The sequence below is a fragment of the Variovorax sp. YR752 genome (genome assembly GCF_943372545.1).
The window spans coordinates 1-24,752 of sequence record NZ_CALRZC010000078.1; the positions used below are offsets into that span (position 1 = coordinate 1).

General features: G+C 66.2%; 20 protein-coding genes. 19 read left to right on the top strand and 1 reads right to left on the bottom strand.

Annotated elements, in window-relative coordinates; genetic code table 11:
- A partial coding sequence (locus tag AAG801_RS19130) for a lysoplasmalogenase family protein (RefSeq protein ID WP_341889772.1) occupies positions 1-1,605 on the bottom strand: 1,605 nt, incomplete at its 3' end.
- A gap of 94 nt (positions 1,606-1,699) precedes the next feature.
- Here AAG801_RS19130 and AAG801_RS19135 point away from each other — a divergent pair.
- From AAG801_RS19135 to AAG801_RS19225, 19 genes are all read left to right on the top strand, one after another.
- Positions 1,700-2,569, top strand: a complete 870-nt coding sequence (locus AAG801_RS19135; protein WP_101490432.1) for a UDP-2,3-diacylglucosamine diphosphatase — start codon at positions 1,700-1,702, stop codon at positions 2,567-2,569.
- Positions 2,570-2,738: 169 nt separating this feature from the next.
- Entirely contained in the window at positions 2,739-5,279 is a 2,541-nt protein-coding gene (tssI, locus tag AAG801_RS19140; RefSeq protein WP_341889773.1) for a type VI secretion system tip protein TssI/VgrG, read from the top strand.
- The gene (locus tag AAG801_RS19145) at positions 5,279-6,355 is read left to right on the top strand and encodes a DUF4123 domain-containing protein (protein ID WP_341889774.1); all 1,077 of its coding nucleotides are present in this window, start codon (positions 5,279-5,281) and stop codon (positions 6,353-6,355) included. The genes tssI and AAG801_RS19145 overlap by 1 nt, the downstream gene beginning before the upstream one ends.
- Positions 6,356-6,358: 3 nt before the next feature.
- A complete protein-coding gene (locus AAG801_RS19150; RefSeq protein WP_341889775.1) occupies positions 6,359-9,043 on the top strand; it encodes a T6SS effector BTH_I2691 family protein in 2,685 nt (894 codons plus the stop codon).
- An 8-nt stretch (positions 9,044-9,051) separates the two neighbouring features.
- A complete protein-coding gene (locus tag AAG801_RS19155) occupies positions 9,052-10,188 on the top strand; it encodes a DUF6708 domain-containing protein (RefSeq protein ID WP_341889776.1) in 1,137 nt (378 codons plus the stop codon).
- Between the two features lie 3 nt (positions 10,189-10,191).
- Positions 10,192-10,767 carry a hypothetical protein gene (locus AAG801_RS19160; RefSeq protein ID WP_341889777.1) on the top strand — a complete coding sequence of 192 codons (576 nt, stop codon included), beginning with the start codon at positions 10,192-10,194 and terminating at the stop codon, positions 10,765-10,767.
- 47 nt (positions 10,768-10,814) lie between these two features.
- Positions 10,815-11,018 carry a hypothetical protein gene (locus tag AAG801_RS19165; RefSeq protein ID WP_341889778.1) on the top strand — a complete coding sequence of 68 codons (204 nt, stop codon included), beginning with the start codon at positions 10,815-10,817 and terminating at the stop codon, positions 11,016-11,018.
- Positions 11,019-11,077: 59 nt separating this feature from the next.
- Positions 11,078-11,845 carry a type IVB secretion system protein IcmH/DotU gene (gene icmH, locus AAG801_RS19170; RefSeq protein ID WP_341889779.1) on the top strand — a complete coding sequence of 256 codons (768 nt, stop codon included), beginning with the start codon at positions 11,078-11,080 and terminating at the stop codon, positions 11,843-11,845.
- Positions 11,842-12,525: a pentapeptide repeat-containing protein gene (locus AAG801_RS19175; RefSeq protein ID WP_341889780.1), complete on the top strand. Its 684-nt coding sequence runs from the start codon at positions 11,842-11,844 to the stop codon at positions 12,523-12,525. Before icmH ends, AAG801_RS19175 begins: the two co-directional genes overlap by 4 nt.
- A 242-nt stretch (positions 12,526-12,767) precedes the next feature.
- Positions 12,768-13,970 (top strand): acyl-CoA dehydrogenase family protein, encoded by a 1,203-nt coding sequence (locus AAG801_RS19180; RefSeq protein WP_341889781.1) that lies wholly within the window; start codon positions 12,768-12,770, stop codon positions 13,968-13,970.
- Between the two features lie 12 nt (positions 13,971-13,982).
- Positions 13,983-15,137, top strand: a complete 1,155-nt coding sequence (locus AAG801_RS19185) for an acyl-CoA dehydrogenase family protein (RefSeq protein WP_341889782.1) — start codon at positions 13,983-13,985, stop codon at positions 15,135-15,137.
- Positions 15,138-15,141: 4 nt separating this feature from the next.
- On the top strand, positions 15,142-16,656 hold the full coding sequence (locus tag AAG801_RS19190) for an acetyl-CoA acetyltransferase (protein ID WP_341889783.1): 1,515 nt from the start codon (positions 15,142-15,144) through the stop codon (positions 16,654-16,656).
- Entirely contained in the window at positions 16,653-17,432 is a 780-nt protein-coding gene (locus tag AAG801_RS19195) for an enoyl-CoA hydratase-related protein (protein WP_341889784.1), read from the top strand. Before AAG801_RS19190 ends, AAG801_RS19195 begins: the two co-directional genes overlap by 4 nt.
- A 14-nt stretch (positions 17,433-17,446) precedes the next feature.
- Entirely contained in the window at positions 17,447-18,268 is an 822-nt protein-coding gene (locus AAG801_RS19200; RefSeq protein ID WP_341889785.1) for an enoyl-CoA hydratase-related protein, read from the top strand.
- A 106-nt stretch (positions 18,269-18,374) separates the two neighbouring features.
- Positions 18,375-19,478 carry a CaiB/BaiF CoA-transferase family protein gene (locus tag AAG801_RS19205; RefSeq protein ID WP_341889786.1) on the top strand — a complete coding sequence of 368 codons (1,104 nt, stop codon included), beginning with the start codon at positions 18,375-18,377 and terminating at the stop codon, positions 19,476-19,478.
- A 76-nt stretch (positions 19,479-19,554) separates the two neighbouring features.
- Complete coding sequence (locus AAG801_RS19210) at positions 19,555-21,150, top strand: long-chain fatty acid--CoA ligase (protein WP_341889787.1); 1,596 nt, start codon at positions 19,555-19,557, stop codon at positions 21,148-21,150.
- Positions 21,131-22,735 (top strand): long-chain-fatty-acid--CoA ligase, encoded by a 1,605-nt coding sequence (locus AAG801_RS19215; protein WP_341889788.1) that lies wholly within the window; start codon positions 21,131-21,133, stop codon positions 22,733-22,735. The genes AAG801_RS19210 and AAG801_RS19215 overlap by 20 nt, the downstream gene beginning before the upstream one ends.
- 40 nt (positions 22,736-22,775) lie before the next feature.
- The gene (locus AAG801_RS19220; protein WP_341889789.1) at positions 22,776-23,927 is read left to right on the top strand and encodes an acyl-CoA dehydrogenase family protein; all 1,152 of its coding nucleotides are present in this window, start codon (positions 22,776-22,778) and stop codon (positions 23,925-23,927) included.
- 5 nt (positions 23,928-23,932) lie between these two features.
- Positions 23,933-24,724 (top strand): enoyl-CoA hydratase/isomerase family protein, encoded by a 792-nt coding sequence (locus AAG801_RS19225; RefSeq protein WP_341889790.1) that lies wholly within the window; start codon positions 23,933-23,935, stop codon positions 24,722-24,724.
- Positions 24,725-24,752: the final 28 nt, after the last annotated feature.

The following is a 24,752-nucleotide window of genomic DNA, read 5'->3' on the forward strand; positions in this document are numbered from 1 at the left end:
GCCCACCGCCACCCACAGCGCGGCCGGGTCGCTTGAACGCAGCACCGCGGCACGCCCGATCGCCTGGGCCGCCATGCAGGCGATCACCACCACGTAGAACCCGACCGGAATGCGCAGCGCGACCGGCAGGCCGCCCTGCCACAAGAAGGCGTACATGCCCGCGCCGATCAGCAGCGTGGCCGCCAGCGCGCGGGGCCGCGGGAACAGGCCAACGCCGATGCGGAACAGCGCGATGTACGCCAGGTGCGCGAGCAGGAAGCACACAAGCCCGGGCACGAAGAGGTTCGCCGGCCCCATCAGCAGCACGTCGCCTGCGAGTGAGGCGACCAGGCCGGCGAGCAGCAATGCATCGAAGCGCGTCACGCCGCCGGCCTGCTGTTGCGCGCGGCGGGCCGCGAAGACGATCGCGATCGCCAAAGCCAGCGGCTTGCAGGCGAGGTGCAGCCAGCCGATGCCCAGCGCCGCGCTCGCCGTGGCCAGCGCGGCCGCCTCGACCAGCAACACCTCGGTGACCGAGAGCCGACCCTGCAGCACCGCGCCGACCGCCCACAGACCGGCCGTGAGCGCGGCCAGCCAGACGGCGGCCTGCGGCAGCGGCAGGGCGTCGGAGAACCAAAGGAACACGGTCACTGCGGCCAGCAGCCCGAGGAACTGCAGGCCGGCGAACCATTGCACGCCACGGCTCACCGCGGGCTCGTAGCGCGCTATCTGCGCGATGTCGAAAGCAGGCTTCGGGTAGCGCGCCGCCACGTCGTCGGGGCGCCAGCCGGGCGGCTTGAACCACACGCGCAGCTTGTCGGACCAGCGGCGCGCGCGCCACGAATCGCGCGCCAGCGCCCAGTACACCTCGGCGTTGGCCCACAGCGGGTCCCAGCTTTTCAGCTCGCCGCGCGTGCCGTAGACGCAGCGTTCGTCCTCCTCGCGGAAGGTGCCGAAGAGGCGGTCCCACACGATCAGCACGCCGCCGTAGTTGCGGTCGAGGTACGTGTCGTTCACCGCGTGGTGCACGCGGTGGTTCGAGGGCGAGCAGAACCAGCGGTCGAACCAGCCCAGCTTGCCGACCTGCTCGGTGTGCACCCAGAACTGGTAGAGCAGGTCGATGAGCGCCACCACGCCGAACACCAGCGGCGGCACGCCGGCCACGGCCATCGGCAGGTAGAAGACCCAGCCCAGCAGCGCGCCGCTCGAGGTCTGGCGCAGCGCGGTGGACAGGTTGTAGTGCTGGCTCTGGTGATGCACCACGTGCGCCGCCCACAGCACGGCCGACTCGTGGCCCATGCGGTGCAGCCAGTAGTAGCAGAAGTCGTAGAACACCAGCGCCAGCAGCCAGCCGTACCAGGTGGTCCAGAACTCGCGCGCCGCATCTTGCGGAAAGAGCGCAACTGCCGCGTACACGGCCGTGTAGATGCCGATGCGCAGCAGCCCCGTGAGCACCGCGCTGATCTGGCTCAGCATGCCCAGCCCGATGCTGTTCACGGCGTCGGCCAGGCGGTAGGTGTCCTGCCCGGTGCCGCGACGGGCGCGTGCGCGGCCGACCGCGAACTCGATCGCGATCAGCAAAAAGAACACGGGGGACGCGAGAACGATGATCTGGCCAGGGCGCATCGTGCGATTGTGGCGTTGCCCTGCGGCCACGCGTCACCGGGATGTCACGGAGTCGCCATCGTGCGGTCACGCGCGGCTGCGAACCTATCGGACCATGCAACGCGACGACGCTTTCCTTCGCGCCTGGCGCGACACCGCGATCCAGCCTCCCGAGCCGGAGGACGACGATGCGGCGCGTCCGGCGCTGCGCTATCGCACCCTCTGGATCTCCGACCTGCACCTGGGCACGCCCGGTTGCCAGGCGCGGGCACTGCTCGACTTCCTGAAGTACACCGAGTGCGAGACGCTGTTTTTGGTCGGCGACATCATCGACGGCTGGCAGCTCAAGCGCCACTGGTACTGGCCGCAGGCGCACAACGACGTGATCCAGAAGCTGTTGCGCAAGGCGCGCAAGGGCACGCGCGTGATCTTCATTCCGGGCAACCACGACGAGTTCGCCCGCAAGTACCTCAACCACAACTTCGGCGGCATCGACGTGGCCGACGAATGGATTCACGAAACCGCCGACGGCCGCAAGCTGTGGATCATCCACGGCGACCTGTTCGACGGCGTGATCCAGTGCGCCAAGTGGCTGGCTTACGTGGGCGACTCGCTCTATGAATTCACGCTCAAGCTCAACCGGCATCTCAACTCGCTGCGCGCGCGCATGGGGCTGCCGTACTGGTCGCTGTCGAAGTACCTCAAGGGCAAGGTCAAGCGCGCCGTGAGCTACGTGGGCGACTTCGAGAACGCCGTGGCCCGCGAGGCCCGCAACCGCGGCGCGCAGGGCGTGGTCTGCGGCCACATCCACCACGCTGAGATGCGTGACATCGACGGCATCCTGTACTGCAACGACGGTGACTGGGTGGAAAGCCTCACCGCGCTGGCCGAGCATGCCGACGGGACGCTCGAGATCATCGACTGGGCGCAGCACATGCCGGTCGGGACGCAAGCGGTGCCGGCGCGCGAAGCGGTCGCGGCCTGAACCGTGCCCTGAATGCGGCGCCGCGATAGCGCGGCGCTTCGGACGCGTGAATTTTCGACGCTCTTGCGTGTCAGTTTCTGCAGAGCAGGTCGTTTGACCATTGTTTGCGAATGTGCGGGTCGAGTGTGGCCCAGACTTTTTGGATTGCCATCCACCAGGTCTGTCGCACATGCCCCAAACCCTTTCTGTCACCAGCACAGCCATCCCCTCGGTTCTGGGGCATCCCGCACTGATGCCTGTTCGGCTTTCTGGCCGCGAGGGCGTGAATGGCCTGTTTGCGTACGAACTCCTTCTCAAGACTCCAGACGCACTGAACCTCGGCGCGAGCGAAGCGGCTGATTTCAATCTCGATGGGTTCATCGGACACGAGATCACGTGTGCGATCGAACTGGATGGCTCCGGAGAATTTCTGGCCGGTGTCGTTGGCCCCAGCAACAGCGGCATCGGCGCCGGGACTCGGCAGATCAGTGGCATCGTGACGGACGCTGTCATGGAAGGAGAGGCAGGACGTCATGTCGTCTATCGCTTCGTCATTCGACCCTGGCTGCATCTGGCAACGCTCAATTGCGATTGCAAGATCTATCAGGATCAGACCGTCGTCAACACGCTCGATCAGGTGTTGGGCAACTACTCGTTTCCCGTGGAAAAGCGGCTGTACGAGACCTATCCGATTCGCGACTACTGCGTGCAATGGAACGAAAGCGACTTCGAGTTCTTCGAGCGCTTGTGCCAGGAGTACGGCATCAGCTACCACTTCGAGCACAGCGACGGTGCCCATCGCCTGGTCTTGTCGGATGCGATGGCCGCCTACCGGGAGTGCCCCAGCGCCGCCTACGCAAACGTCGAGTTTCATACCCCGGGCTACAAGACCGACGCCGAATACATCCACCAATTTGCCCCGCACAACCAGCTCACCAGCGGTGCATACGTCACGAGAGACTACGACTACACGCGCAGCAAAGCTCAGTTGATCGGCCAGAACAGCGCGCCGCGTCCGACGAGCCAAGCCACCGGCGAGGTGTACCAGTACCACGCAAGTCTCGGCGGCAGTCATTTTGTGCAACCGGAAGCTGGCGACGCGGGTCCCAATGATCCATCCACCGAGGCACGCGCCTTCGCCCGTCTGCGCATGCAGCATCTGCGCACCCACGGCGCTCGTGCGCATGCCACAGGCAACCTGCGAGGCATGGTGCCGGGTTGCACGTTTCGCATGCATGAGCACCCTCGAGAGAGTGCCAACGCCGAATATTTGATTCTGCAGACGGACTTCGTGATCGAGGACGTTGGGCAAGACAGCCAGGTCAAGGACGCGCCCTCCGGCCGCGCGCAGCGCTGGACGGTGCAGGTCGAATTCACGGCGCATCCGATCAGCGAGGCTTTGCGCCCCGCGCTCACGCGTCCCAAGCCCAAGACGGGTGGCCCGCAGAACGCGGTCGTCGTCGGCCCCGCCGGCCAGAACATTTGGACCGATGAATACGGGCGCATCAAGGTCCAGTTTCCCTGGGATCGGGATGGTCAGTTCGACCAGAACAGTTCTTGCAAGGTTCGCGTGAGCGCGGCATGGGCGGGCAATCAGCTCGGCGCGATGCACGTACCGCGCATTGGCCAAGAGGTTGTCATCGAATTCTTCGGCGGCGACCCCGACCTGCCCATCTGCACAGGTCGGGTCTACAACCAGATGAACCTGCCACCGTTCAAGCTGCCCGATCAAGCCGCGCTGTCAGGGTTCCGTTCGCGCGAACTCGTCAGCGGCGGCGGTAACGCTTCCTCGGGGCGCAGCAACCAGCTGGTTCTAGACGACACGGCCGGGAAGATCCAGACGCAGTTGAAGAGCGACCACCAATCGAGTTCATTGAGCCTGGGATTCATCACCCGCGTTGAAGACAACGCGGGCCGCAAGGATCCGCGAGGCCAGGGCTATGAGTTGCGCACTGATGGCCATGGCGTCATGCGTGCTGCCGACGGCATGCTCATCACCACCGAGGCTCGTATGGATGCCGCAGGGTATGCCAAAGACCTGGGAGAAGCCATCTCACGCCTCACGCTGGCCCGCGATCTGATTGAAGGCCAGTCCGACGCGGCCCGCACCAGCGAAGCCCAGGTCAAAGGCGACCAGGATGCCGTGGCCAAGGCCCTCAAGAAGCAGAACGACACCATCAAGGGCATTGGCGGCAACCCGCAAGAAGGCCAGTTTCCAGAACTGGTCGATCCCCATCTCGTGCTCGCCAGCCCGAGCGGTGTCGCCGTTACCTCGGGCGGCTCCACGCACATCGCCAGCGTCGAGCACACGCAGGTCACCAGCTCCAAGCACACCAGTATCAACAGCGGCGGCAGCCTGATCGCGGTTGCGCTGGAGGCATTCAAGGTCTATGCCATGCAGAACGGCATGGAGGTGATTGCTGCCCAGGCCGACATCGAGATCAAGGCGCTGAAGAACTCCATCAGGATGATGGCTAAGGACAGGATCGAGCTGACCGCCGACATCATCAACATCACTGCGAAGACCCGGCTGACTATCAATGGCGGTGGCAGCTACGGCGAGTACAGCTCGGGAAATATCACCAAGGGAACTACCGGAAAGTACACCAACCATGCCACTGTTCACAGCAACATCCCGGGGGACTCGAAACCCACCCGGCCCGTGAACGGCGAGGCCTGTGCTACCAAGGAACACGCTGCGGACAACGGCGGCAACGCGGTGTCACGTTGATGGCCGACGACATCGGCAATGAAGGGCAAACGGCCCATTGCGAAGAACTGCTCGAAGCGTTGATTCAAGGCTGGGGTTCTCTGACCGTGCATCCGTCCAGGAATTCCGGGGATGCACCCCACGTCAAGAAAGAACCACGTCCCCAGCGTGCCTACCTGCTGTTCAACCGCTGGGAAGGCAACCCGCTGGCGCAAGAACTGAGCGAGCAGTTTCCCAAATGGGGGCGCGACCGCGTCAGCGTGCCCGACAGCTACTTTGAGCACCGCGAAGAGCGCGCGCCTTGTTTGCTGGAATTGCCCGACGAGTTGGTTGTTCCCGTCCCCGGGGTCAAAACCCGAGAATTCCGCGCAGGGTTGGTGCGCTGTCTGGAGGTCACAGCGCGGGAGGTGAATGCACGTGTCACGAAGCAAGACTTCTGCGGTGTGGTCATCAGTCCCGAATCGGAGCAGACGATCACCCGGCATTGGGTTGGCTTGGGCGATCAGCGGCCACCCTACAAAGAAGACCGCGTGCTGTTTCGCTATCACGATCCGCGCGTCATGCAGCGTGTCTGGCCCGCGCTAAGCCCTTCGCAGCAAAGCCGCTGGCTCGGGCCGGTCTCGCAATGGTGGTCGCTGGTGCAACCTTGGGGCCCATTCGGCGATAAGCCCGCGCCTGCCCAGTGGTTTCGTGCCAAAGCGCCGGTGCTGCCCCACGGAACGGAAGCGGGCGGATCGCCCCGCGATCTGTTCGACGAAGCGCAGTGGTTCCTGTCCGGCGTCTCTCCAGACGCCAACTTGATCTGGCGCAGCTATGCCCGGCACAACATACCGCCTGAAGCCCAGCCCGATCCAGACAGCTTGCTGCAAATGCTGGCCGATGCCGCGCGCATGAAGCTGAACGATCTCGATCTTGAAGACTATGTGTGGATCAGCTGGATGCATGCCCCCAAAGAAGGCCCGGCACGGGCCATGGATTGGTGCTTGCCGCATTTGGCGCCGACATTGAGTCGGATTGAAGACCAGCGACGCGATCAGCCCGATGCCAGTTTTTCGATGCTCCTGAACCAGGTCATCCAGTTTCAAAAAAAAAGGTAAGCCATGGTCTGCAAAACTGCCTGCTCACAGTGTTCCCAAGCGGGAACTCCGATTCTTTTCACGCGCTACGCCGTCGCCTACAGTGCTACCGACAAGGGCGCGGCGGCGCTGGACACGCTAAAGCCCAATGGCAAATTCAAGACCCAGCCAGGCGGTATTGCGCTTCAGACCGCCAAGTACAACGTGCGCATGCTGCGCGCGGGCTATCTGTACATTCGCATCGAAACCGTCTGCCGACGCCCCGCATGGTTCGGCTACGCCGTGCATCCGCATGGCTACCTGACCCGATTCGACATCCACCACCCGCAAGAAGCAGAAGGTCTTGCTGCTTGCAGTCCGCAGGAATGGGGCGCCAACAGAAGCCTCGTGTGGATCAAGGGCGCCAAGGACGTCACGAAGCTGAACTACATGTTCCATCCCGACCCGGTGGACCCCGATCACTTGAGCAAGGTCATCGATGGCGAGCTGGCAAAGTACACGCAGAGTTTCGATGTAGCCAGTTGGGCGAACGGTGTCAAAACGGGGCCCGACACCGCAGTGCCCGACGCAGACGCCAGCGGCTGGAGCGTGGCCGAATTCAAGGCGCTCAAAGACGAGGCCGTGCGCAATGCGCTGGAGCCGCAGCTGTACGGCCTGATGGGCGGCAATGCGATGGAGCGCGGGTGGGGGGACTACGAAGAAACCAGGATCGTGGAAACCCCTTCGAGCACTGCCATGGGCGACTACGTCGGGCAATATTCGACCGTGGAGTCCTTCACGGTCAAGCAACTGGACTACGTCGGTGCCCACGAAAAGCGCCTGAAGAACATCGCCAAGTACCTTGCCGACAACGGCGGCGCCATCGTCGCGTGCGAAGACGCCATTGGCATTGCACAGGAACTGGGTCACTTGCTGGCCGAGGCGCAAACCGGCTACACCCGATGGCAAGAAAAAGACGCCGACGGGGCGGGGAAAGGCGTCTCCAACGATTGGGTGTATCAAACCGCCATTGCGGCGCAAAACCTCAGAGGGCTCGTCAAGAAGGGGGCGGCAGTCCGTGTCAACAAACGCATCGCGCAATGGGACAAGATGCTCGACCAAAGGCATGAGAGCGAGGCCGTGTTCGCCCAAGGCAACCCGGAGTGGCTGGCTCGCAACGCGGAGACACGGGCGATTGCCCGCGCCAATCAGCAGCGCGAAAGAGAGGCCGCGCTGGCCGCTGGAGACAAAGCGTACGAAGAGTTGTTCGACAACGCAGGCGCGGCCAATATTCTTGAAGCGCAGCGCATTGCCTACGAAGCCAGCTCGACCCGGCTGTCCCACCTGGGCATCGACCATGTGGCCTGGCTCAAGGCGCCTGGTTTCATGCAGGCCATCAGGCGCTACAGCGCCGAAAACAATGCAATCAACAAGCCCGGTGGCGGCGGTGCGCTCACGGTGCAAATCTCGCATTGCATGGCCGGCACAGAAAGCAACAGCACCGGGCAACACTGGATCGGGCAAATTGACTTGTTCGGAGACAACCCGTTGGGCTGCGCCATCAGCTTCAACAACAAGGAACTCAAGCGTGCGCTGCAGGACATGTTCAATGAGAGCTTGCCCGTCAGCTTGCCAACCAGCTTGCCTGGCGATGAGTCTTCCATTGCGTGGTCGGAAAAATTGGTAGACAAGGTGCTCAAACCCTACGGCGCGCGCTTTGCGCTGGGCGACAAGGCCATCGACTTTGCGTCGGACCCAAAACTCAAACCTTTTTGCGACAGCGCTCTCATGCGCAAGCTGGCCTGGCCGTTGCACCTGGGCAGCTTGCTCAGCGTCAAGATGATGCAAAGCGTAAAAAACCTGCCGACCCTCGAGGCCGAGGCAAGGATCATCAAGTTCGTGGCCCTCACAGGTCTTGTGAGCATGGGGAAAACCGCCGCCGCCTATGCCCAGACCCTAAGCAAGGCCGACACGGACCGTCTGCGCAATGCGACGCGCGCCATCGAAAAGGCCAGCCACAAAGAGGGCATGGCCATGGCCCGCGGAGGTGCACCCCATGCACGCGGCGCTGCCGTCGCCGGTTTGTTTGACATCGCAAATGCCCTCGTCAAGGGCTATCAGTTTGGGGCCAAGAAAGATGCGCGCACTGGTGTGGAGATGGTCGGCAGCCTGATGCAAGGCACCGGCAGCCTCCTGGACTGGCGGGCCAAGGCGTATGACGTGACTATCTTCAAAGGCGTCACGGGAGAAAAAATCTTCACTGCGACTTCGCAGCATGCGGTCACGGACACCGTGCAAGCACTGCGCCTTCGAGGCATGCAGAAAACGGCGTTCAGGTTCTTGTTGCCGGCGGCAATGATCGGAATGTTTTGGGATTCGACGGATGCACTAGCGTCTTGGGAACGCAGAGATAAAAAACTGGCGATTGCGCAATGGGCCAGCGTAGCTGGAGCCGCCTTCAGCATCACCGCCACCGGCATGGTCGCAACCGGCGCGCTATTTGGTATTTCTGCGGCCACCTGGGCCGCGGCGGCCTGTGTCTTGGGTTTGATCGGTGCTGTGTTTGCGCTGGCTGTGGTGGTCGCCATCATGTTCCTCAAAGATGAAGAGTGGGTGGACTGGCTCAAAGATATTCCCCTGAACAAGAAGCGAAGGGGTCAAAAGCCTGTTCACAAGAACCTCCAGGAAACGATGCAAAAACTCGTCAATGCCCAGGCCTCGGCCGCTTAGGAGCTGCCATGTTCAATGCAGAAATTGGTTATGCGCGGCAGCAACGTCAGTCGGCAGAAAATGGCCGCAAGGAGCTCAACCTGAACGGGCAGCGCTCATGGAAGGTCGATGAGGCGAGCGATGCCGAAGGCATCGACATCCCGGGACGTTGTGTATTTGCGCAGAACGATGCTTATCTGGAACTGTGCAATCCGGGCTGGGACATGCAGTGGCGAACTACGCTGGGCACTTTGATCGTGGTGCCGTTTGCTTCGCTGATTATTTGGATGTGGTACGGGTTTGCGGTGCATCCGTTGGTGTTCAACCGACTCATCATGTTTTGGAGAAGTTTTCCATTCGACATAGGTGAAGGAGACGGAGTAGTTCTTTGGGCAGGTTGGCTTGTCGGATTTCCTCTTGCGGCTGGCGTCACATTCCTCCTCTACGGCTGGTTCTTCGGAATGGGCGCGCGCACCAACTACTTCACGTATGCCCGCGGTCGCGTCCGCTTCAATCGCCTGACCCGCAAGGTCTATGTGTTGCGCCCCAGCTATTGCGGCGGCAACAAGGTGTTTGACTGGGACCGGCTGGTGGCGCTTCCCAGCCGCGTACCCAACGGTCACGCGATGGCCTCGGAGATCATCGGCTCGCTGGCGCTGTACCAGGCGCCATTGAAGCCTGACGGCAGCGACGAAGACGCCATCTACGTCGGCCCCAGTTTGACCCTGGACCCGGCAGCCCAGGCTCTTCGTCTCTGGGAGTACATCCGCCTGTACATGCAGGAAGGTCCCACGCTAGACAAGATCCCGGCCAACGCGCCCGCGCACTACAGAAAGATTCCGCGCTACGTATCGCACGCCTACGGCACCTACTGCGGGTTGCCCAGCATGTCGCAGTACCAGCTTGAACAAGGGCCCGACTTCACGCGGGTGCTGATGCACATGGTCAGCCAGATGACGTGCTCGTGGGCCCGGTTTCCGAAGGAGTGGCACAGCGACAGCGGGCTGGGCGAGCCCGAAGACAGGCCGGTGCAGACGGGGGCGGTGATGACAGCCCTGGTCTACCGGGCGCAGGGTCGGTTGAGCAAGGAGGATGAAATTGAATTTCTTGAGCACTACGGCACCGCGGAGGCGCTGGCCGAAGCGCAAGTCAGGCAGACGCGCTAGAGGATGCCTTTTGAGAACTCCGTACAGCACGGCTCCTTCTCCTTCATCATTGAAAAAATAAAGTCAATCCACATGAGTTTGCAAATTGCATTGCCGGCCTTTGACTATTTGATAGAAAAGGGTCTTTTGACAAAAGATGAATATGACAGGAGCATTTCCAGTAGAGAGTGGCAGTCAGGATTGGCGCTGCGCACGCCGGGACAGGCCCTGGCATGGTTGATCTCGCGGCGTCAAATAGATGGAACCATTTTTGATCTTCGCCATGAGGCAAAGAGCAAAGAGGAAGACGATGGGTTGCAACACGCCTTCAGCGAGGCCGAGTGGATTTTGCGATCGCCCGGTGCTCCTTCCGCTGAGCTGACCTTTGACTTGCGGATGATCGAGTTGAGAGCTGAAGAGGGCGTAGACCAAGAGGCTCTGCAAGTTTTGCGAAGGCTGGACTTGATTGATCAACCACTCTATGACCGAGCGCTTCAAGAACTGCCGGCAGTTCGAACTTGGTTTGGCGTGCCAAGTTCGGCTGCTCTACGTTGGCTTGGATTGTTTCCTGTCTCGGTGCCATTTCAGAATCAGATCTGAATGCGCTTGAATCACGAGTTCTTACGGAACCCGATTTCCCTTCGGCGATGGAACGAAAGAAAATTCTGGCTGAAGTTGTGACGTTGGTCGACATACCAAGGCAGCAGATGGCTACTGCAGTCAAGGATGCATCGTCTTGGGGGCGACTGGTGCCTTTTTGGTGTCGAATGAATCCTGTGGAAGCAGTGGTCACCGCAGTTGCATTCGTGATCGTGGCAACGGTGTACTTTTTGATGATCGTCACGGACTGATCGATGATTGTTCCCGGCGATCGGTAACTTGTCCCCCCGACACAAGACTGAGAGTTCCCATGTCCCTTCGCAAAGAGTTCGCGCTCGCCGCCTACGACCACTTCGAGCAGCTTGCCCAGCGCCTTGCGGCGCCGGTCACACCCAAGCCGCAGACCAAGCCTCTTCTGACAAGCCCGCAAACCCTTGCGCGCCAATCCCCACAGCCCGACCGTTTGGTCGCCATTCGGGCCGCTCGTGTCCCGCTGCTCGAAGCCGCGCGGCCATTGTTGGTGGCATTGGCCCACATGCCCAGGCAGCTTGATGTGGCGCACGCCCTTGCCTTGCACGGCGATCTGGCGGGCCAGGTCACCAGCTTCCAATCCGTGTGCGCGGATGCCCGCGTTCGCCAAGAGTACATCGCGGGCGTGAGCTACACGCTGTGCACCGCTCTCGATGAAGCCGCCGGCTTGTCCGCCAGGGCGATAGGCACCACAGTGGGCGCCAACCTATGGTCCGAGCGACAACTGGCAGTTCAGTTTCATGGCGACGCCAGGGGCGGAGAAAACGTCTTCAAGCTCGTGGCGGCCCTGACCAAGAACCCTGCCGAACACATCGACCTGCTCGAACTTCTACTGATCGTCGTCGCACTCGGGTTCGAAGGCCTGTACCGAAAAGCCACCAACGGCAAGCGTGTACTCGACGACATCCGCCACACGCTCTTCTCAACTGTGCGTTCGTGCCGGGGCGACGATGTGCCCGTGGCGTATTGGAATGCAGTCGAAAGCCTGCTGTGGGGGCGCGTGCCGCCTGGCAAATTTGCAGACACCGCACAGGAGCTATTTCAATGAGCGCCAACCAGATCATCAAAGACCATGACAAGTGGCGCAAAGGCGCGGGCGGCGCGCAAGCAGGCCTGTCCGGTGAGAGCGATGGCGACAGCTACTCGGGGCTCGATCTCGATTTCATCACCATCACGTCGACCTGCTTCAACGGCAGCAGCTTCACCTCCACCACCTTCAAGGACGCGAGCTGGTCGTCAAGCCAGTTCACGGGGGTTCGCTTCACCGGTTGCAGCATGGAAGACCTGGCCATCACAGGGTGCACTTTCACCAATTGCACTTTCAGCAACTGCAACATGCAGAGCTTGAAGATGACGGGTTGCGATCTCCAAAGCTGCAACTACGACAAATGCATGATGAAGGACTCGCAGATGTCGGATTGCACCGGTGGTGGCGGCGGCAGCATGAGTGACTGCGACATGAGCGGGGCGGGCATGTCGGGCTGCACCTTCACGGGTGCGACGCTGACGGGGGCTGTGTACTCCGGTACTCAGTGGGCAGGCTGCAAGTTCCAAGGCTGTACCTGGAAGAATCTGGGCTTCATCAACTGCCAATGGACCGGGGTCGACATTCTCGACTGCCATTGCGATGGCATCCAGGGCGAGGGGGTCAAGGGGGAGAAAGTCGTTTATTACGGCAGCTTCTTCGAGAACTCGGAGTTCAAGAACAGCAACATCAACACCGTATAGGCAGGCGGCACGCGACAACAACCACAGCGCCGCGTTTTTCCCCACGCCGAGGACACAAGGACTCGGCGTTTTTCTTGCCCGACCAGCTCCGTCCAGAGCCACCCGACATGTGCAGGGTTCTGGGGCGGTTGGCTGCCTCTCCCCGCGCGCACCGTCCGCAATCAGGTTCGTCCGATCCGACGATACCGTCAGGCCCTCCCAGGTCACACACTTGGCAGGTGTGAACCCTGTGAGACAACACCATGGCCTGGACACTCAGCGCGGCAGAGACCGCGTTTCGCGACGAGGTTCGCGACTTTCTTGCGCGCGAGCTGACGCCTGAACTGCGCGCCGCAGGGCGTCGCTGCTCCGGCATCTTCACCGACTACGCCGACGGCAACCGGTGGCACCGCGTGCTGGCGCAGCGTGGCTGGAGCGTGCCGCACTGGCCTGTGGAACATGGCGGCACCGACTGGACGCCGATGCAGCACTACCTCTTCGCGAGCGAGCTGGCCGCGGCCGATGCGCCGCCGCGCGCGCCCATGGGGCCCGGCATGGTCGCGCCGGTGATCATCGCCTTCGGCACCGAGGCGCAGAAGCAGGCCTGGCTGCCCGGCATCCGCTCGGGCGAGGACTACTGGTGCCAGGGCTACTCCGAGCCGCAGTCGGGCTCCGACCTCGCCTCGCTGCAATGCAAGGCGGTGCGCGACGGCGACGACTACGTCATCAACGGCACCAAGATCTGGACCACCCACGCGCAGTACGCCAACCGCATGTTCTGCCTCGTGCGCACCGCCTCGGGCGGCAAGGCGCAGCAGGGCATCAGTTTCCTGTGCTTCGACATTCCCCGGGCCGGCCTGACGATCCGCCCGATCATCAGCATCTCGGGCGACCACGAACTCAACCAGGTGTTCTTCGACGACGTGCGCGTGCCCGCCAGCGGCCTCATCGGCGAGGAGAACCAGGGCTGGACGGTGGCCAAGTACCTGCTGCAGCACGAGCGCGGCGGGGCCTGGGCGCCGATGCTGCGTGCGCGCCTGCGCCGGCTGCGCACCGCGGCCGACAGCGCCTTTTCGGCTGCAGGCGAGTCTGCCGCCGACGAGGCGCGCGAAATGGCACTGCGCCTGGCCGAGATGGACTGCGCCATCGATGCCGTCGAGGCCACCGAGCTGCAGTCGCTGCGCGCCCAGGCGCGCGGCGAGCCGCACGGCATCCGGCCCTCGATGGGCAAGGTGATGGGCTCCGAACTGCGCCAGCGCCTGACCGAACTCGGCGTGGAAATCGCGGCCCACTATGCGGCGGCCGACCTGCCGCTGGACGACAGCCTGCAGGGCGCGCTGGCCGTGCCCGAGGAGGCGGTGTTCTCGATGTCCGCTTACCTCAACGACCGCGCCGCGTCGATCTACGCGGGCTCCAACGAAGTGCAGCGCAACATCATCGCGGCCCAGTTGCTGCAATCACGCTGAGGCCCGCTTGCCATGACCACCCTCACCGAACAAGACGACACCCTCGCGATGCTGCGCGACAGCCTCGCGCGCTACCTCGACGACCAGCACGGCTTCGAGCAACGGCTGCATGCGCTGGCCGCTGCCGACGACGCACCGCCACCGTTCTGGCAAGGCCTGGCACGCGACCTCGGGCTGCTGGGCGCGGCCTTGCCTGAAGCGCAGGGCGGACTGGGCCTCGGCCTGGCCGCGCACCTCGCGCTGCTGCCCACGCTGGGCGGCGCGCTCGCGGCCGAGCCGTATCTTTCTACGCTGGTGATCGGCGCCGGCCTGCTGCAGCGCCACCCCGGCGCGATGGCCGATGCGCTGCTCGCGCGCGTCGTCGCGGGGCAGGCCGTGCTGGCCTTCGCGCACGACGAGCCGCACAGCCGCCATGCGCGTGACAACGTGCGCACGAAGCTCGTGCGCGAGCCTGACGGGTGGTTGAAGCTCGACGGCCGCAAGGCCGTGGTGCAGGCCGCGCCGTGGGCCAGCCACTTCATCGTCACGGCGCGCAGCGACAAGGGCTTGTCGTTGCTCGTCGTGCCCAAGGACGCGCCCGGCGTGCAGCTGCGCGCCTACCGCACACGCGACGGTGGCCGCGCCGCCGACATCGCCTTCGACGCAGTGCGCCTGAATGCCGACGCGCTGCTCGGCACCGAAGGCGGCGCGCTGCCGCAGATCGAACAGGCGCTCGACGAGGCCACGCTCGCGGTCTGCGCCGAGTCCATCGGCATCCTGCGCCGGCTGATGCGCGACACGCTCGACTACGTGCGCCAGCGCAAGCAGTTCGGCGTGCCGATCTCCAGCTTCCAGGTGCTGCAGCACCGGCTCGCCGACATGCACATGGCGCTCGAACAGGCCGACGCGCTCACCGCCAGCGTGGGCGAGGCACTGGCCGCGGGCGCCGATGCGGCGTCGCGCGCACGCGCCGTGTCGTCCGCCAAGGTCGCGGTCGCCAAGGCCTGCCGCGCCGTGGGGCAGGGCGCGGTGCAACTGCACGGCGGCATGGGCATGACCGAAGAACTCGCCGTCGGCCATTACGTGCGCCGCGCCACCCTCATCGAAGGCCAGTTCGGCCCGCCCGCATGGCACCTGCGCCGCGTGGCGCAGCTTCAGCAACAGCAACCACTCTCAGAGCATCAGTAAACCCATGACAGCACTGGACGACCGCACGCCGGTCATCGTCGGCGTCGGCGAAATCACGCACCGCACCAAGGAGGCCGCCGAAGGCCTCGAACCCATCGAGCTGATGGCACGCGCCATGCGCGCGGCCGAACAGGACAGCGGCGCTGCTGCGCTGCTGGCCGGCCTCGACTCGCTCGACATCGTCTGCGAATACTCGTGGCCCTACACCGACGCGCCCGCGCTGCTCAACGCGCGCCTGGGGTGCAGCCCGGTGCGCAGCGTCTACGGCGAGACCGGCGGCGAATCGCCGGTGCGCTACATCCACGAAGCCGCGCTGCGCATCGCGCGCGGCGAGAGCACCGTGGCGGCCGTCACCGGCGCCGAGGCGCGCTACACGGTCGACGCCGCCGCCAAGCTCGGCACGCCGCTGGCCTGGACGCCGCGCGACGACAGCGTGAAGCTGGTGCGCGGCACCGACATCTGCCACCCCGTGGCGATCAGGCTCGGCGCCACCATGCCGACCACCATCTACCCTTTTTACGAGAACGCCGCGCTCGCCCACTGGGGCCAGACGCCGCGCCAGGCGCAGGACGAGTCGTCGCGCCTGTGGGCGCGCTACTCCGAGGTGGCCGCCGCCAACCCCTACGCCTGGCTGCGCAAACCCTTCACGCCCGAAGACATCGCGCGCATCGACACGGCCAACCGCCTCATCGCCTGGCCCTACACCAAGCACATGGTGGCGAACCCGCTGGTCAACATGGGCGCGGCCGTGCTGCTCACCAGCGTGGGCCATGCGCGCGAACTCGGCATTCCCGAAGACCGCTGGGTCTACGTGTGGGACGGCGCCGCCGCGCGCGAGCCGCGCGACTACCTGCAGCGTGACCAGTACCACCGATCGCACGCGCAGGACCTGGTGATGGAAACCGTGCTCGCGCAGGTCGGCGGCGACGCCTCGGCCTTCGAGATGCTGGAGCTGTACAGCTGCTTCCCCATCGTGCCCAAGATGGCGCGCCGCACGCTGGGCCTCGCACCCGAGGCGCGCATGACCTCCACCGGCGGCCTGAGCTTCTTCGGCGCACCGCACAGCGACTACATGACGCACGCCGCCGCCGGCCTGGTGCGCGCGCTGCGCGACGCGCCGAAGGGCAAGGCCGCGCTGCTCTACGGGCAGGGCGAGTACGTCACCAAGCACCACGCGCTGGTGCTCGGCTCCAGCCCGCCGCCGCAGGGGCTGCCGAAGCCCGACTACAGCGTGCAGGCCGCCGCCGATGCGCGGCGCGGGCCGGTGCCGCCGCTGGTGCTGCAGTACACGGGCGCCGCCACGCTGGAGACCTTCACCGTGGTTTATGGCCGCGACGGCCAGCCCTCGCAGGGCATCGTGATCGCGCGCACGCCGGCCGGCGAACGGCTCATGGCGCGCGTCGAGGCGACGGATGCGGCCTCGCTGAAGGTGCTGACCGATCTTGACCGCAGCCCCGTCGGTTGCAGCGGCACGGTGACGGCGGGCACCGATGAACTCTTGAACTGGAGCGTGTCATGAGCGTAGTCACCGTCGAACGTCTGCCGGGCCACGTCGCCCTCGTCACCATCGACCGCCCCGAGGCGCGCAATGCCGTCAACGGCGATGTGGCGACGGGGCTCGAAGTCGCCGTCGATGCCACCGAGGCCGACGACGACATCCGCGCCGTGGTGCTCACGGGCGCGGGCCGCGAGGCCTTCTGCGCAGGCGCCGACTTGAAAGAAGTGTCGGCCGGCCGCGGCAGCGCGCTGCGCACCGAGCGCGGCGGCTTCGCCGGTTTCGTGTACCGCGAGCGCAGCAAGCCGTGGATCGCCGCCGTCAACGGCAAGGCGCTGGCCGGCGGTACCGAACTCGTGCTGGCCTGCGACCTCGTGGTGGCCGTGCGGCAGGCCGCCTTCGGCCTGCCCGAAGTGCTGCGCGGGCTGATCGCTGCGGCGGGCGGGCTGTACCGGCTGCCGCGCGCCATTCCGCCGAACATCGCGCTCGAACTGATCCTCACGGCGGGGCAGCTCGATGCCGAGCGCGCGCATGGCTTCGGCCTCGTCAACCGCCTCGTGGCCGACGTCGATGGGTTGCGCGAAGCCGCACTGGCGCTGGCCGCCGAGATCGCGCGCAACGCCCCGGTGGCGGTGCGCCAGAGCCTGCGCGTGGCGCGCGAGGCGAACAGCGGGCTCGACGAGGCCGCGCTGCGCGCCCTCACGCGCGACGCCTTCGAGCGCGTGGCCGCGAGCGAAGACTTCAAGGAAGGCCCGCGCGCCTTCATCGAGAAGCGCGCCCCGCTATGGAGCGGTCGCTGAAAGGAAAGAGCCCCATGTCCGACACCGATGACATCCTCATCGACCGCAGCCGCGAAGGCATCGCGCTGCTCACGCTGAACCGCCCGGCGCGCCTCAACGCGCTGAGTCAGCCCACCGTGCGGCGCCTGTGTGCCGCGCTCGATGCGCTGGCGCAGGACGACAGCGTGCGCGTGCTGGTGCTCACCGGCGCCGGGCGCGGCTTCTGCGCCGGCTGGGACCTCACGACGCCGCTCACGCGCCGCGACGACGAGCCCCTCGCAGGCGAGCCCTCGGTGGCCGACCTGATGGCGGGGCAGGAGCTGTTCGCCGGCATGGTGCGGCGGCTGCGTGCGCTCGACAAGGTGGTGATCGCCGCCGTCAACGGCGTGGCCGTGGGCGCGGGCTTTGCGCTCACGCTGGGCGCCGACATCCGCGTGGCCGCGCGCTCGGCCTCGTTCCATGTGGGCGCGGTGCGCATCGGCCTCACGGCCGGCGAGTGCGGCATCAGCTACCACCTGCCGCGGCTGGTGGGTGCCTCGCGCGCCTTCGAGCTCATGCTCACGGGCCGACCCGTGCCGGCCGACGAGGCCGAGCGCATCGGCCTGGTCGCCGCGCTGGTCGACGACGACGCGTTGCTGCCGCGCGCGCTCGCCATGGCCGCCGACGTGCTGCGCAACAGCCCCTACGCCACGCGCCACACCAAGCAGCTCATGTGGGCCAACCTCGAAGCGCCGAGCCTCGACGCCGCGCTCGAGGTGGAAAACCGCGCCCAGGTGCTGGCGCTGAAGACCGAGGATTTCCGCGAGGCCGCCGTCGCCTTCGCGGCCAAGCGCACACCCGTCTTCACGGGCCGTTGAACGGGTCTGCCTCGCTTTCGTCGCTTCCGACGATGCGACGGCGGCGCCCGCGCGCCAAGATGCCTCTACACAACAGGCCGCCGGGTGCGCGCCAGAGGAGACACACATGGCAGGACCCCTGAAAGGACTTCGGGTCGTCGAGATGGCCGGCATCGGCCCCGGCCCCTTTTGCGCGATGCTGTTCGCCGACATGGGCGCGGAGGTGCTTCGCATCACGCGCCCCGGCACGCGGCGCGACCCCCACGACATCCTGGCGCGCGGGCGCAGCACCTGGGAGGTCGACCTGCGCGCCCCCGGCGCCGCCGCCCCGGTGCTCGACGCCATCGCGCGCGCCGACATCCTCATCGAGGGCTTTCGCCCCGGTGTGATGGAACGCCTGGGCCTGGGCCCGGCCGAATGCCATGCGCGCAACCCGCGCCTGGTCTACGGCCGCATGACCGGCTGGGGCCAGCACGGCCCGCTCGCGCACGCGGCCGGCCACGACATCAACTACATCGCCATCAGCGGTGCGCTGCACGCCATCGGCCGCTCGGGCGAGGCGCCCGTGCCGCCGCTGAACTACGTCGGCGACTTCGGCGGCGGCGCCATGCTGCTGGCCTTCGGCCTGCTGGCCGCGCTGCACGAGGTGAAAAGCTCAGGCCAGGGCCAGGTGGTCGACGCGGCCATGACAGACGGCGCCGCACTGCTGTCGGCCATGATGTACGGCTTCAAGTCGGCCGGCCAGTGGAGCAACCAGCGCGGCGAGAACATGCTCGACGGCGGCGCCCACTTCTACGACACCTACGCCTGCGCCGACGGCAAGTACGTGGCCATCGGTTCCATCGAACCGCAGTTCTACGCGCTGCTGCGCGAGCGCTGCGGCCTGGTCGACGACCCCGCCTTCGACGCCCAGATGGACGCCGACCGCTGGCCGCTGCTCAAGCTGCGCCTGGCCGATGTGTTCCGCACCCGCACGCGCGACGAATGGTGCGTGCTGCTCGAAGGCAGCGACGCCTGCTTCGCCCCCGTGCTCGACTGGGACGAGGCCCCGCAGCACCCGCACAACGTGGCGCGCGGCACCTTCGCCACCGTGGGCGGCGTGGTGCAGCCCGCGCCCGCGCCGCGCTTCAGCCGCACCGCGCCGGTCGTGCCGCCGGCCGTGTCGCCCGACGACGGGCAGGCGCTGCTGCAGCGCTGGGGCGCCGCTGCGCCCGTGGCCGAAGCGCGCTGACGTCTTTCGTCTCTTTCTCCCGGGCATGCGCGTTGGCGCATGCATGGCATTCACGCACCGACAGGAGCCCGTGCCCATGCAAACCATGCAATCCATGCAACCGAAGCTGTACCTCACGCAGGCCCTGCACCGCGCCGTGCAGTGCAGCCCGCGCGCCGTCGCCACCGTGTTCCAGGGGCGCACGCGCACCTACGGCGAACTCGGCGATCGTGTCGCGCGCCTCGCGGGCGCATTGCGCCGCCTGGGCGTGCAACCGGGAGATCGCGTGGGCGTGCTCGCGCTCAATGCCGACCGCACGCTGGAGTACTACCTGGCCGTGTGGTGGGCCGGCGGCGTGGTCAACCCGGTCAACACGCGCTGGAGCGTGGCCGAGATGGCGCACTCGCTCGACGACTGCGCCACGGGCATCCTGTTCGTCGACGACCAGTTCCTGCCCGTGGCCGCCGAGCTGCGCGCCGCCGCGCGCGCCGTCACCACCTGGGTCTACATGGGCGAGCGCCAGGCGCCCACCGGCCTGACCGACATGGTCGACTGCGAAGCCCTGATCCGCGAGAGCGAGCCCGTGCCCGACGCACTGCGCGGCGGCGACGACCTGGCCGGCGTGTTCTACACCGGCGGCACCACCGGCCGGCCCAAGGGCGTGATGCTCAGCCAGGCGGCGCTGGTGATCAACGCGCAGGTCTCGATGCTCGGCGCCTTCTTCGACGACAGCGCGCGGCTGTTGCAGGTGGCGCCGCTCTTTCATCTGGCGGGGCTGTCGTTTTTGCTGCGCGGCGTGCTCATGGGCTGTGCGCAGATCATCCTGCCGGGCTTCTCGGTGGACGGCATGCTCGCCGCCATCGAACGCGACCGCGCCACCAACCTCATGGCCGTGCCCGCGATGCTGCAGATGCTGGTGGACGACCCGCGCACCGCGCAGGCCGACCTGTCGAGCGTGCGCTTCGTCGGCTACGGCGCCTCGCCGATCACCGAGGCGCTGCTGGCGCGCGCCTTCGCCACCTTTCCGCGGGCCGAGTTCGCGCAGGGCTACGGCATGACCGAGCTGTCGGCCGGCGTGAGCTACCTCACGCGCCACTACCACTCGCCCGAAGGCCGCAAGCTTGGCAAGCTGGCCTCGGCCGGGCAGGCGCTCTCGGGCATCGACCTGCGCGTGTGCGACAGCGATGGCCGCGAGGTGCCGCGCGGCACCGTGGGCGAACTCACGGTGCGCAGCCCGTGCGTGATGCAGGGCTACTGGAACCTGCCGGAGCAGACGGCCGCCGCGCTGCGCGACGGCTGGATGCACACCGGCGACGCCGCCCGCATGGACGACGACGGCTTCGTCTTCATCGTCGACCGCTACAAGGACATGATCGTGAGCGGCGGCGAGAACATCTACTGCGCCGAGGTCGAGGGCGCGCTCGCACGCCACCCCGCCGTGGCCGCCGTCGCCGTCATCGGCGTGCCCGACGAGCGCTGGGGCGAGGCCGTGCATGCGGTGGTGGTGCGAAAGCCGGGCACCGACGCCGATGCCGACGCGCTCATCGCGCACTGCCGCGAACTGATCGCCGGCTACAAGTGCCCGCGCAGCGTGGCGTTCACCGAGGCGCTGCCGATCTCGGGCGCCGGCAAGGTCATGAAGTACCGCCTGCGCGAGCCGCACTGGGCCGGCCATGCACGCCGGGTTGCCTGACAAAACCACCAAGGAGACGACACCCATGTTCCTCACCCAGCCCCTGCACAAAGGCCGCCGCGAGAAGGCCCGCGAAACCGCCGTGGTCTGCGGGGCCCATCGCCTCGACTTCGCGACGCTCACCGACCGCGTGGCGCGCCTGGGCGCCGTGCTGCAGCAGCTCGGCATGGCGCGCGGCGACCGCGTCGGCATGATGAGCCTCAACTCGCACCGCTTTGTCGAGTTCTTCTTCGGCACCTGGTGGGGCGGCGGCGTCATCAACCCGGTGAACATCCGCTGGAACCCGAAGGAGGTCGCCTACTCGCTGGACGACTGCGACACGCGCATCCTGCTGGTCGACGACCTGTTCGCGCCCATGGCCGGCGAGCTGCGCAAGCTCTCGACGTCGCTGCGCACCGTGGTGTATTGCGGCGACGGCCCCGTGCCCGAAGGCATGGTCGGCTACGAGGCGCTGCTGGCCGACGCGCAGCCCATCGACGACGCGCCGCACAGCGCCGACGAGCTGGCCGCCATCATGTACACCGGCGGCACCACCGGCCGGCCCAAGGGCGTGATGCTCACGCACGGCAGCCTCTACATCAACGCGCTGAGTTCGGTGGCCGCGGTGCCGCGCGAGACGCGCAATGCCGCCGTCGTCATCGCCGTGCCCATGTTCCATGTGGCCGGCTGCGGGCTGTCGCTGCAGAGCATCCTGCGGCTGGTGCCGCAGCACGTGGTGCCGATGTTCGACGAGGTGGCGATCCTGCAGGCCATCCAGGCCGCGCGCGCCACCGAGATGTTCCTGGTGCCCACCATGATCAAGCGCGTGATCGAGCACCCGCGCTTTGCGGAGTTCGACCTGTCGAGCCTGCAGATGCTGCTGTACGGCGCCGCGCCCATCGACGTGGCGCTGCTCGAGCAGGCCATGGCGGCGCTGCCCGCCACGAGCTTCTCGCAGGCCTACGGCATGACCGAGCTCTCGCCCACCGTGGCCGTGCTGATGCCGCACTTTCACCTGCCCGGGCCCGACCGCAACCGCCTGCTGCGCGCGGCCGGCACGCCGGTGCCCGTGGCCGAGATCCGCATCGTCGACGGCGAGGACAACGAGGTGCCTCCCGGCCAGGTCGGCGAGATCGTCGCGCGCGGCCCGATGGTCATGAAGGGCTACTGGAACAAGCCCGCCGAAACCGAGGCCGCGCTCCGCGGCGGCTGGATGCACACCGGCGACGGCGGCTACATGGACGCACACGGCCTGCTGTTCGTGGTCGACCGCATGAAGGACATGATCGTGAGCGGCGGCGAGAACGTGTATTCGGCCGAGGTCGAGAACGCCATCGCCCAGATGCCGCAGGTGCTCATGTCCGCCGTCATCGGCGTGCCCGACGACAAGTGGGGCGAGCGCGTGCATGCGGTGATCGTGTTGCGTGAAGGCATGCCGCTCACGGCCGACGACGTCATCGCCCATTGCCGCGACCAGATTGCCAACTACAAGTGCCCGCGCAGCGTGGAGTTCCGCGAGGCGCTGCCGCTGTCGGCCGCCGGTAAGCTGCAGAAGTTCCAGCTGCGAGAGCCCTTCTGGGCCGGTAAAGAGCGCCGCGTCGGCTGACCCCATTTCCCCTCATTTCAAGACACTGAAGGACCACCCCATGCCCATCGATTTCCGCCGCTCGTGGAGTGACGAAGAACTGGAGCTGTACCGCGACAACGTGGTGCGTTTCGTCGAGACCGAAATCGTGCCGCACGACGAAGAGGCGCGCAAGCGCGGCCACGTCGGCCACGAGGTGTGGCGCAAGGCCGGCGCCCTCGGCCTGCTGTGTTCCGACATTCCCGAGGCCTACGGCGGCGCCGGCGGCGACTTCCGCCACGAGGCCGTGTTCTACGAAGAGAAGGCGCGCCGCGCGCTGAGCGGCATGGCCAGCTCGGTGCACACCATCGTCGCGCACTACTTTTTGAACCACGGCACCGAGGCGCAGAAGCTGAACTACCTGCCGCGCATGGCGCGCGGCGAGCTGGTCGGCGCCATCGCCATGACCGAGCCCGGCGCCGGCTCCGATCTGCAAGGCGTGCGCACGCGCGCCGAGAAGCAGCCCGACGGCAGCTACCGCATCCGCGGCTCCAAGACCTTCATCACCAACGGCTTTCTTGCGGGCGTGGTGCTGGTCGTGGCCAAGACCGACCCGACGCAGGGCGCCAAGGGCACCTCGATCCTCATCGTCGAGACCGAGGGCTGCGAGGGCTACCGCGTGGGCCGCGTGCTCGACAAGATCGGCATGAAGGCGCAGGACACCTCCGAGCTGTTCTTCGACGACGTGCATGTGCAGGCCGACGCGCTGCTCGGCGGCCAGGAAGGGCAGGGCTTCTTCCAGCTCATGAGCGACCTGCCGTACGAGCGCACCATCATCGGCGTGAACGCGCTGGCCACTATGGAAGGCGCCTACCAGGCCACGCTCGACTACGTGCGCGACCGCAAGGCCTTCGGCAAGCCGATCGCCGAGTTCCAGAACACCAAGTTCAAGCTGGCCGAGATCGCCACGCAGATCAAGGTCGGCCGCGCCTTCATCGACCGCTGCGTGGAAGACCTCGTGGCCGGCCGGCTCGACACCGCCACCGCCTCCATGGCCAAGCTCTGGGCCTCCGAGACGCAGGGCCGCGTGGTCGACGAATGCCTGCAGCTCTTCGGCGGCTACGGTTTCATGACCGAGTACATGGTCGCGCGCATGTACGCCGACGGGCGCGTGCAGCGCATCTACGGCGGCACCAACGAGATCATGAAAGAAGTGATCTCGCGCGCGCTGTGACGGCCATGAGTGAGGTGCTGCAGATCGAGCAGCGCGACGGCGTCGCCTGGCTCACGCTGAACCGCCCCGAGCGCCTCAACGCACTCGACCCGGTGCTGGTGCGCGCGCTGCGCGAGTACTTCGAAGGCCTGAACGCGCGCAGCCCCGAGCGCGTGGTCGTGCTGCAGGGCGCGGGCCGCGCCTTCTGCGCCGGGCTCGACCTGAAGGAACAGGCGGGCGGCGAAGACCTCGGCGTGGCCGACATGCTCGAACAGCAGAAGGGCATCCGCGACATCATGCTCGCCATGCGGCGCTGCCCGCAGCCCATCGTGTGCGTGGTGCAGGGCGCGGCCAGCGGCGGCGGCTTTGCGCTCGCGCTGGCATCCGACGTGCGCCTGGCCACGCCCGACGCGCGCATGAACGCCGCCTTCATCCGCATCGGCCTGTCGGCCTGCGACGTGGGCGTGAGCTACTTCCTGCCGCGCATGGTCGGCAGCTCGGTCGCGGCCGAATACATGCTCACCGGCCGCTTCATGGACGCGCAGCGCGCCTACGCACTGGGCCTCGTGAGCCGCGTCGATGCACTGCCCGCGCTGCAGGCCGAGGCGCAGGCGCTGGCCGACGACATGCTCAAAGCCACGCCCGTGGCGCTGCGTCTTACCAAGGAGGCGTTGGGCTTCGCCGTGGACGCCAGCAGCATGGAAGCGGTCGTCGCCATGGAAGACCGCAACCAGGTGCTGTGCACCCAGACCCGCGATTTCCGCGAAGGCATGACCGCCTTCCTCGAGAAGCGCGCGCCCGTCTACACGGGGCGCTGAGCTTCGCCCGAATTTCAATGGACAACAC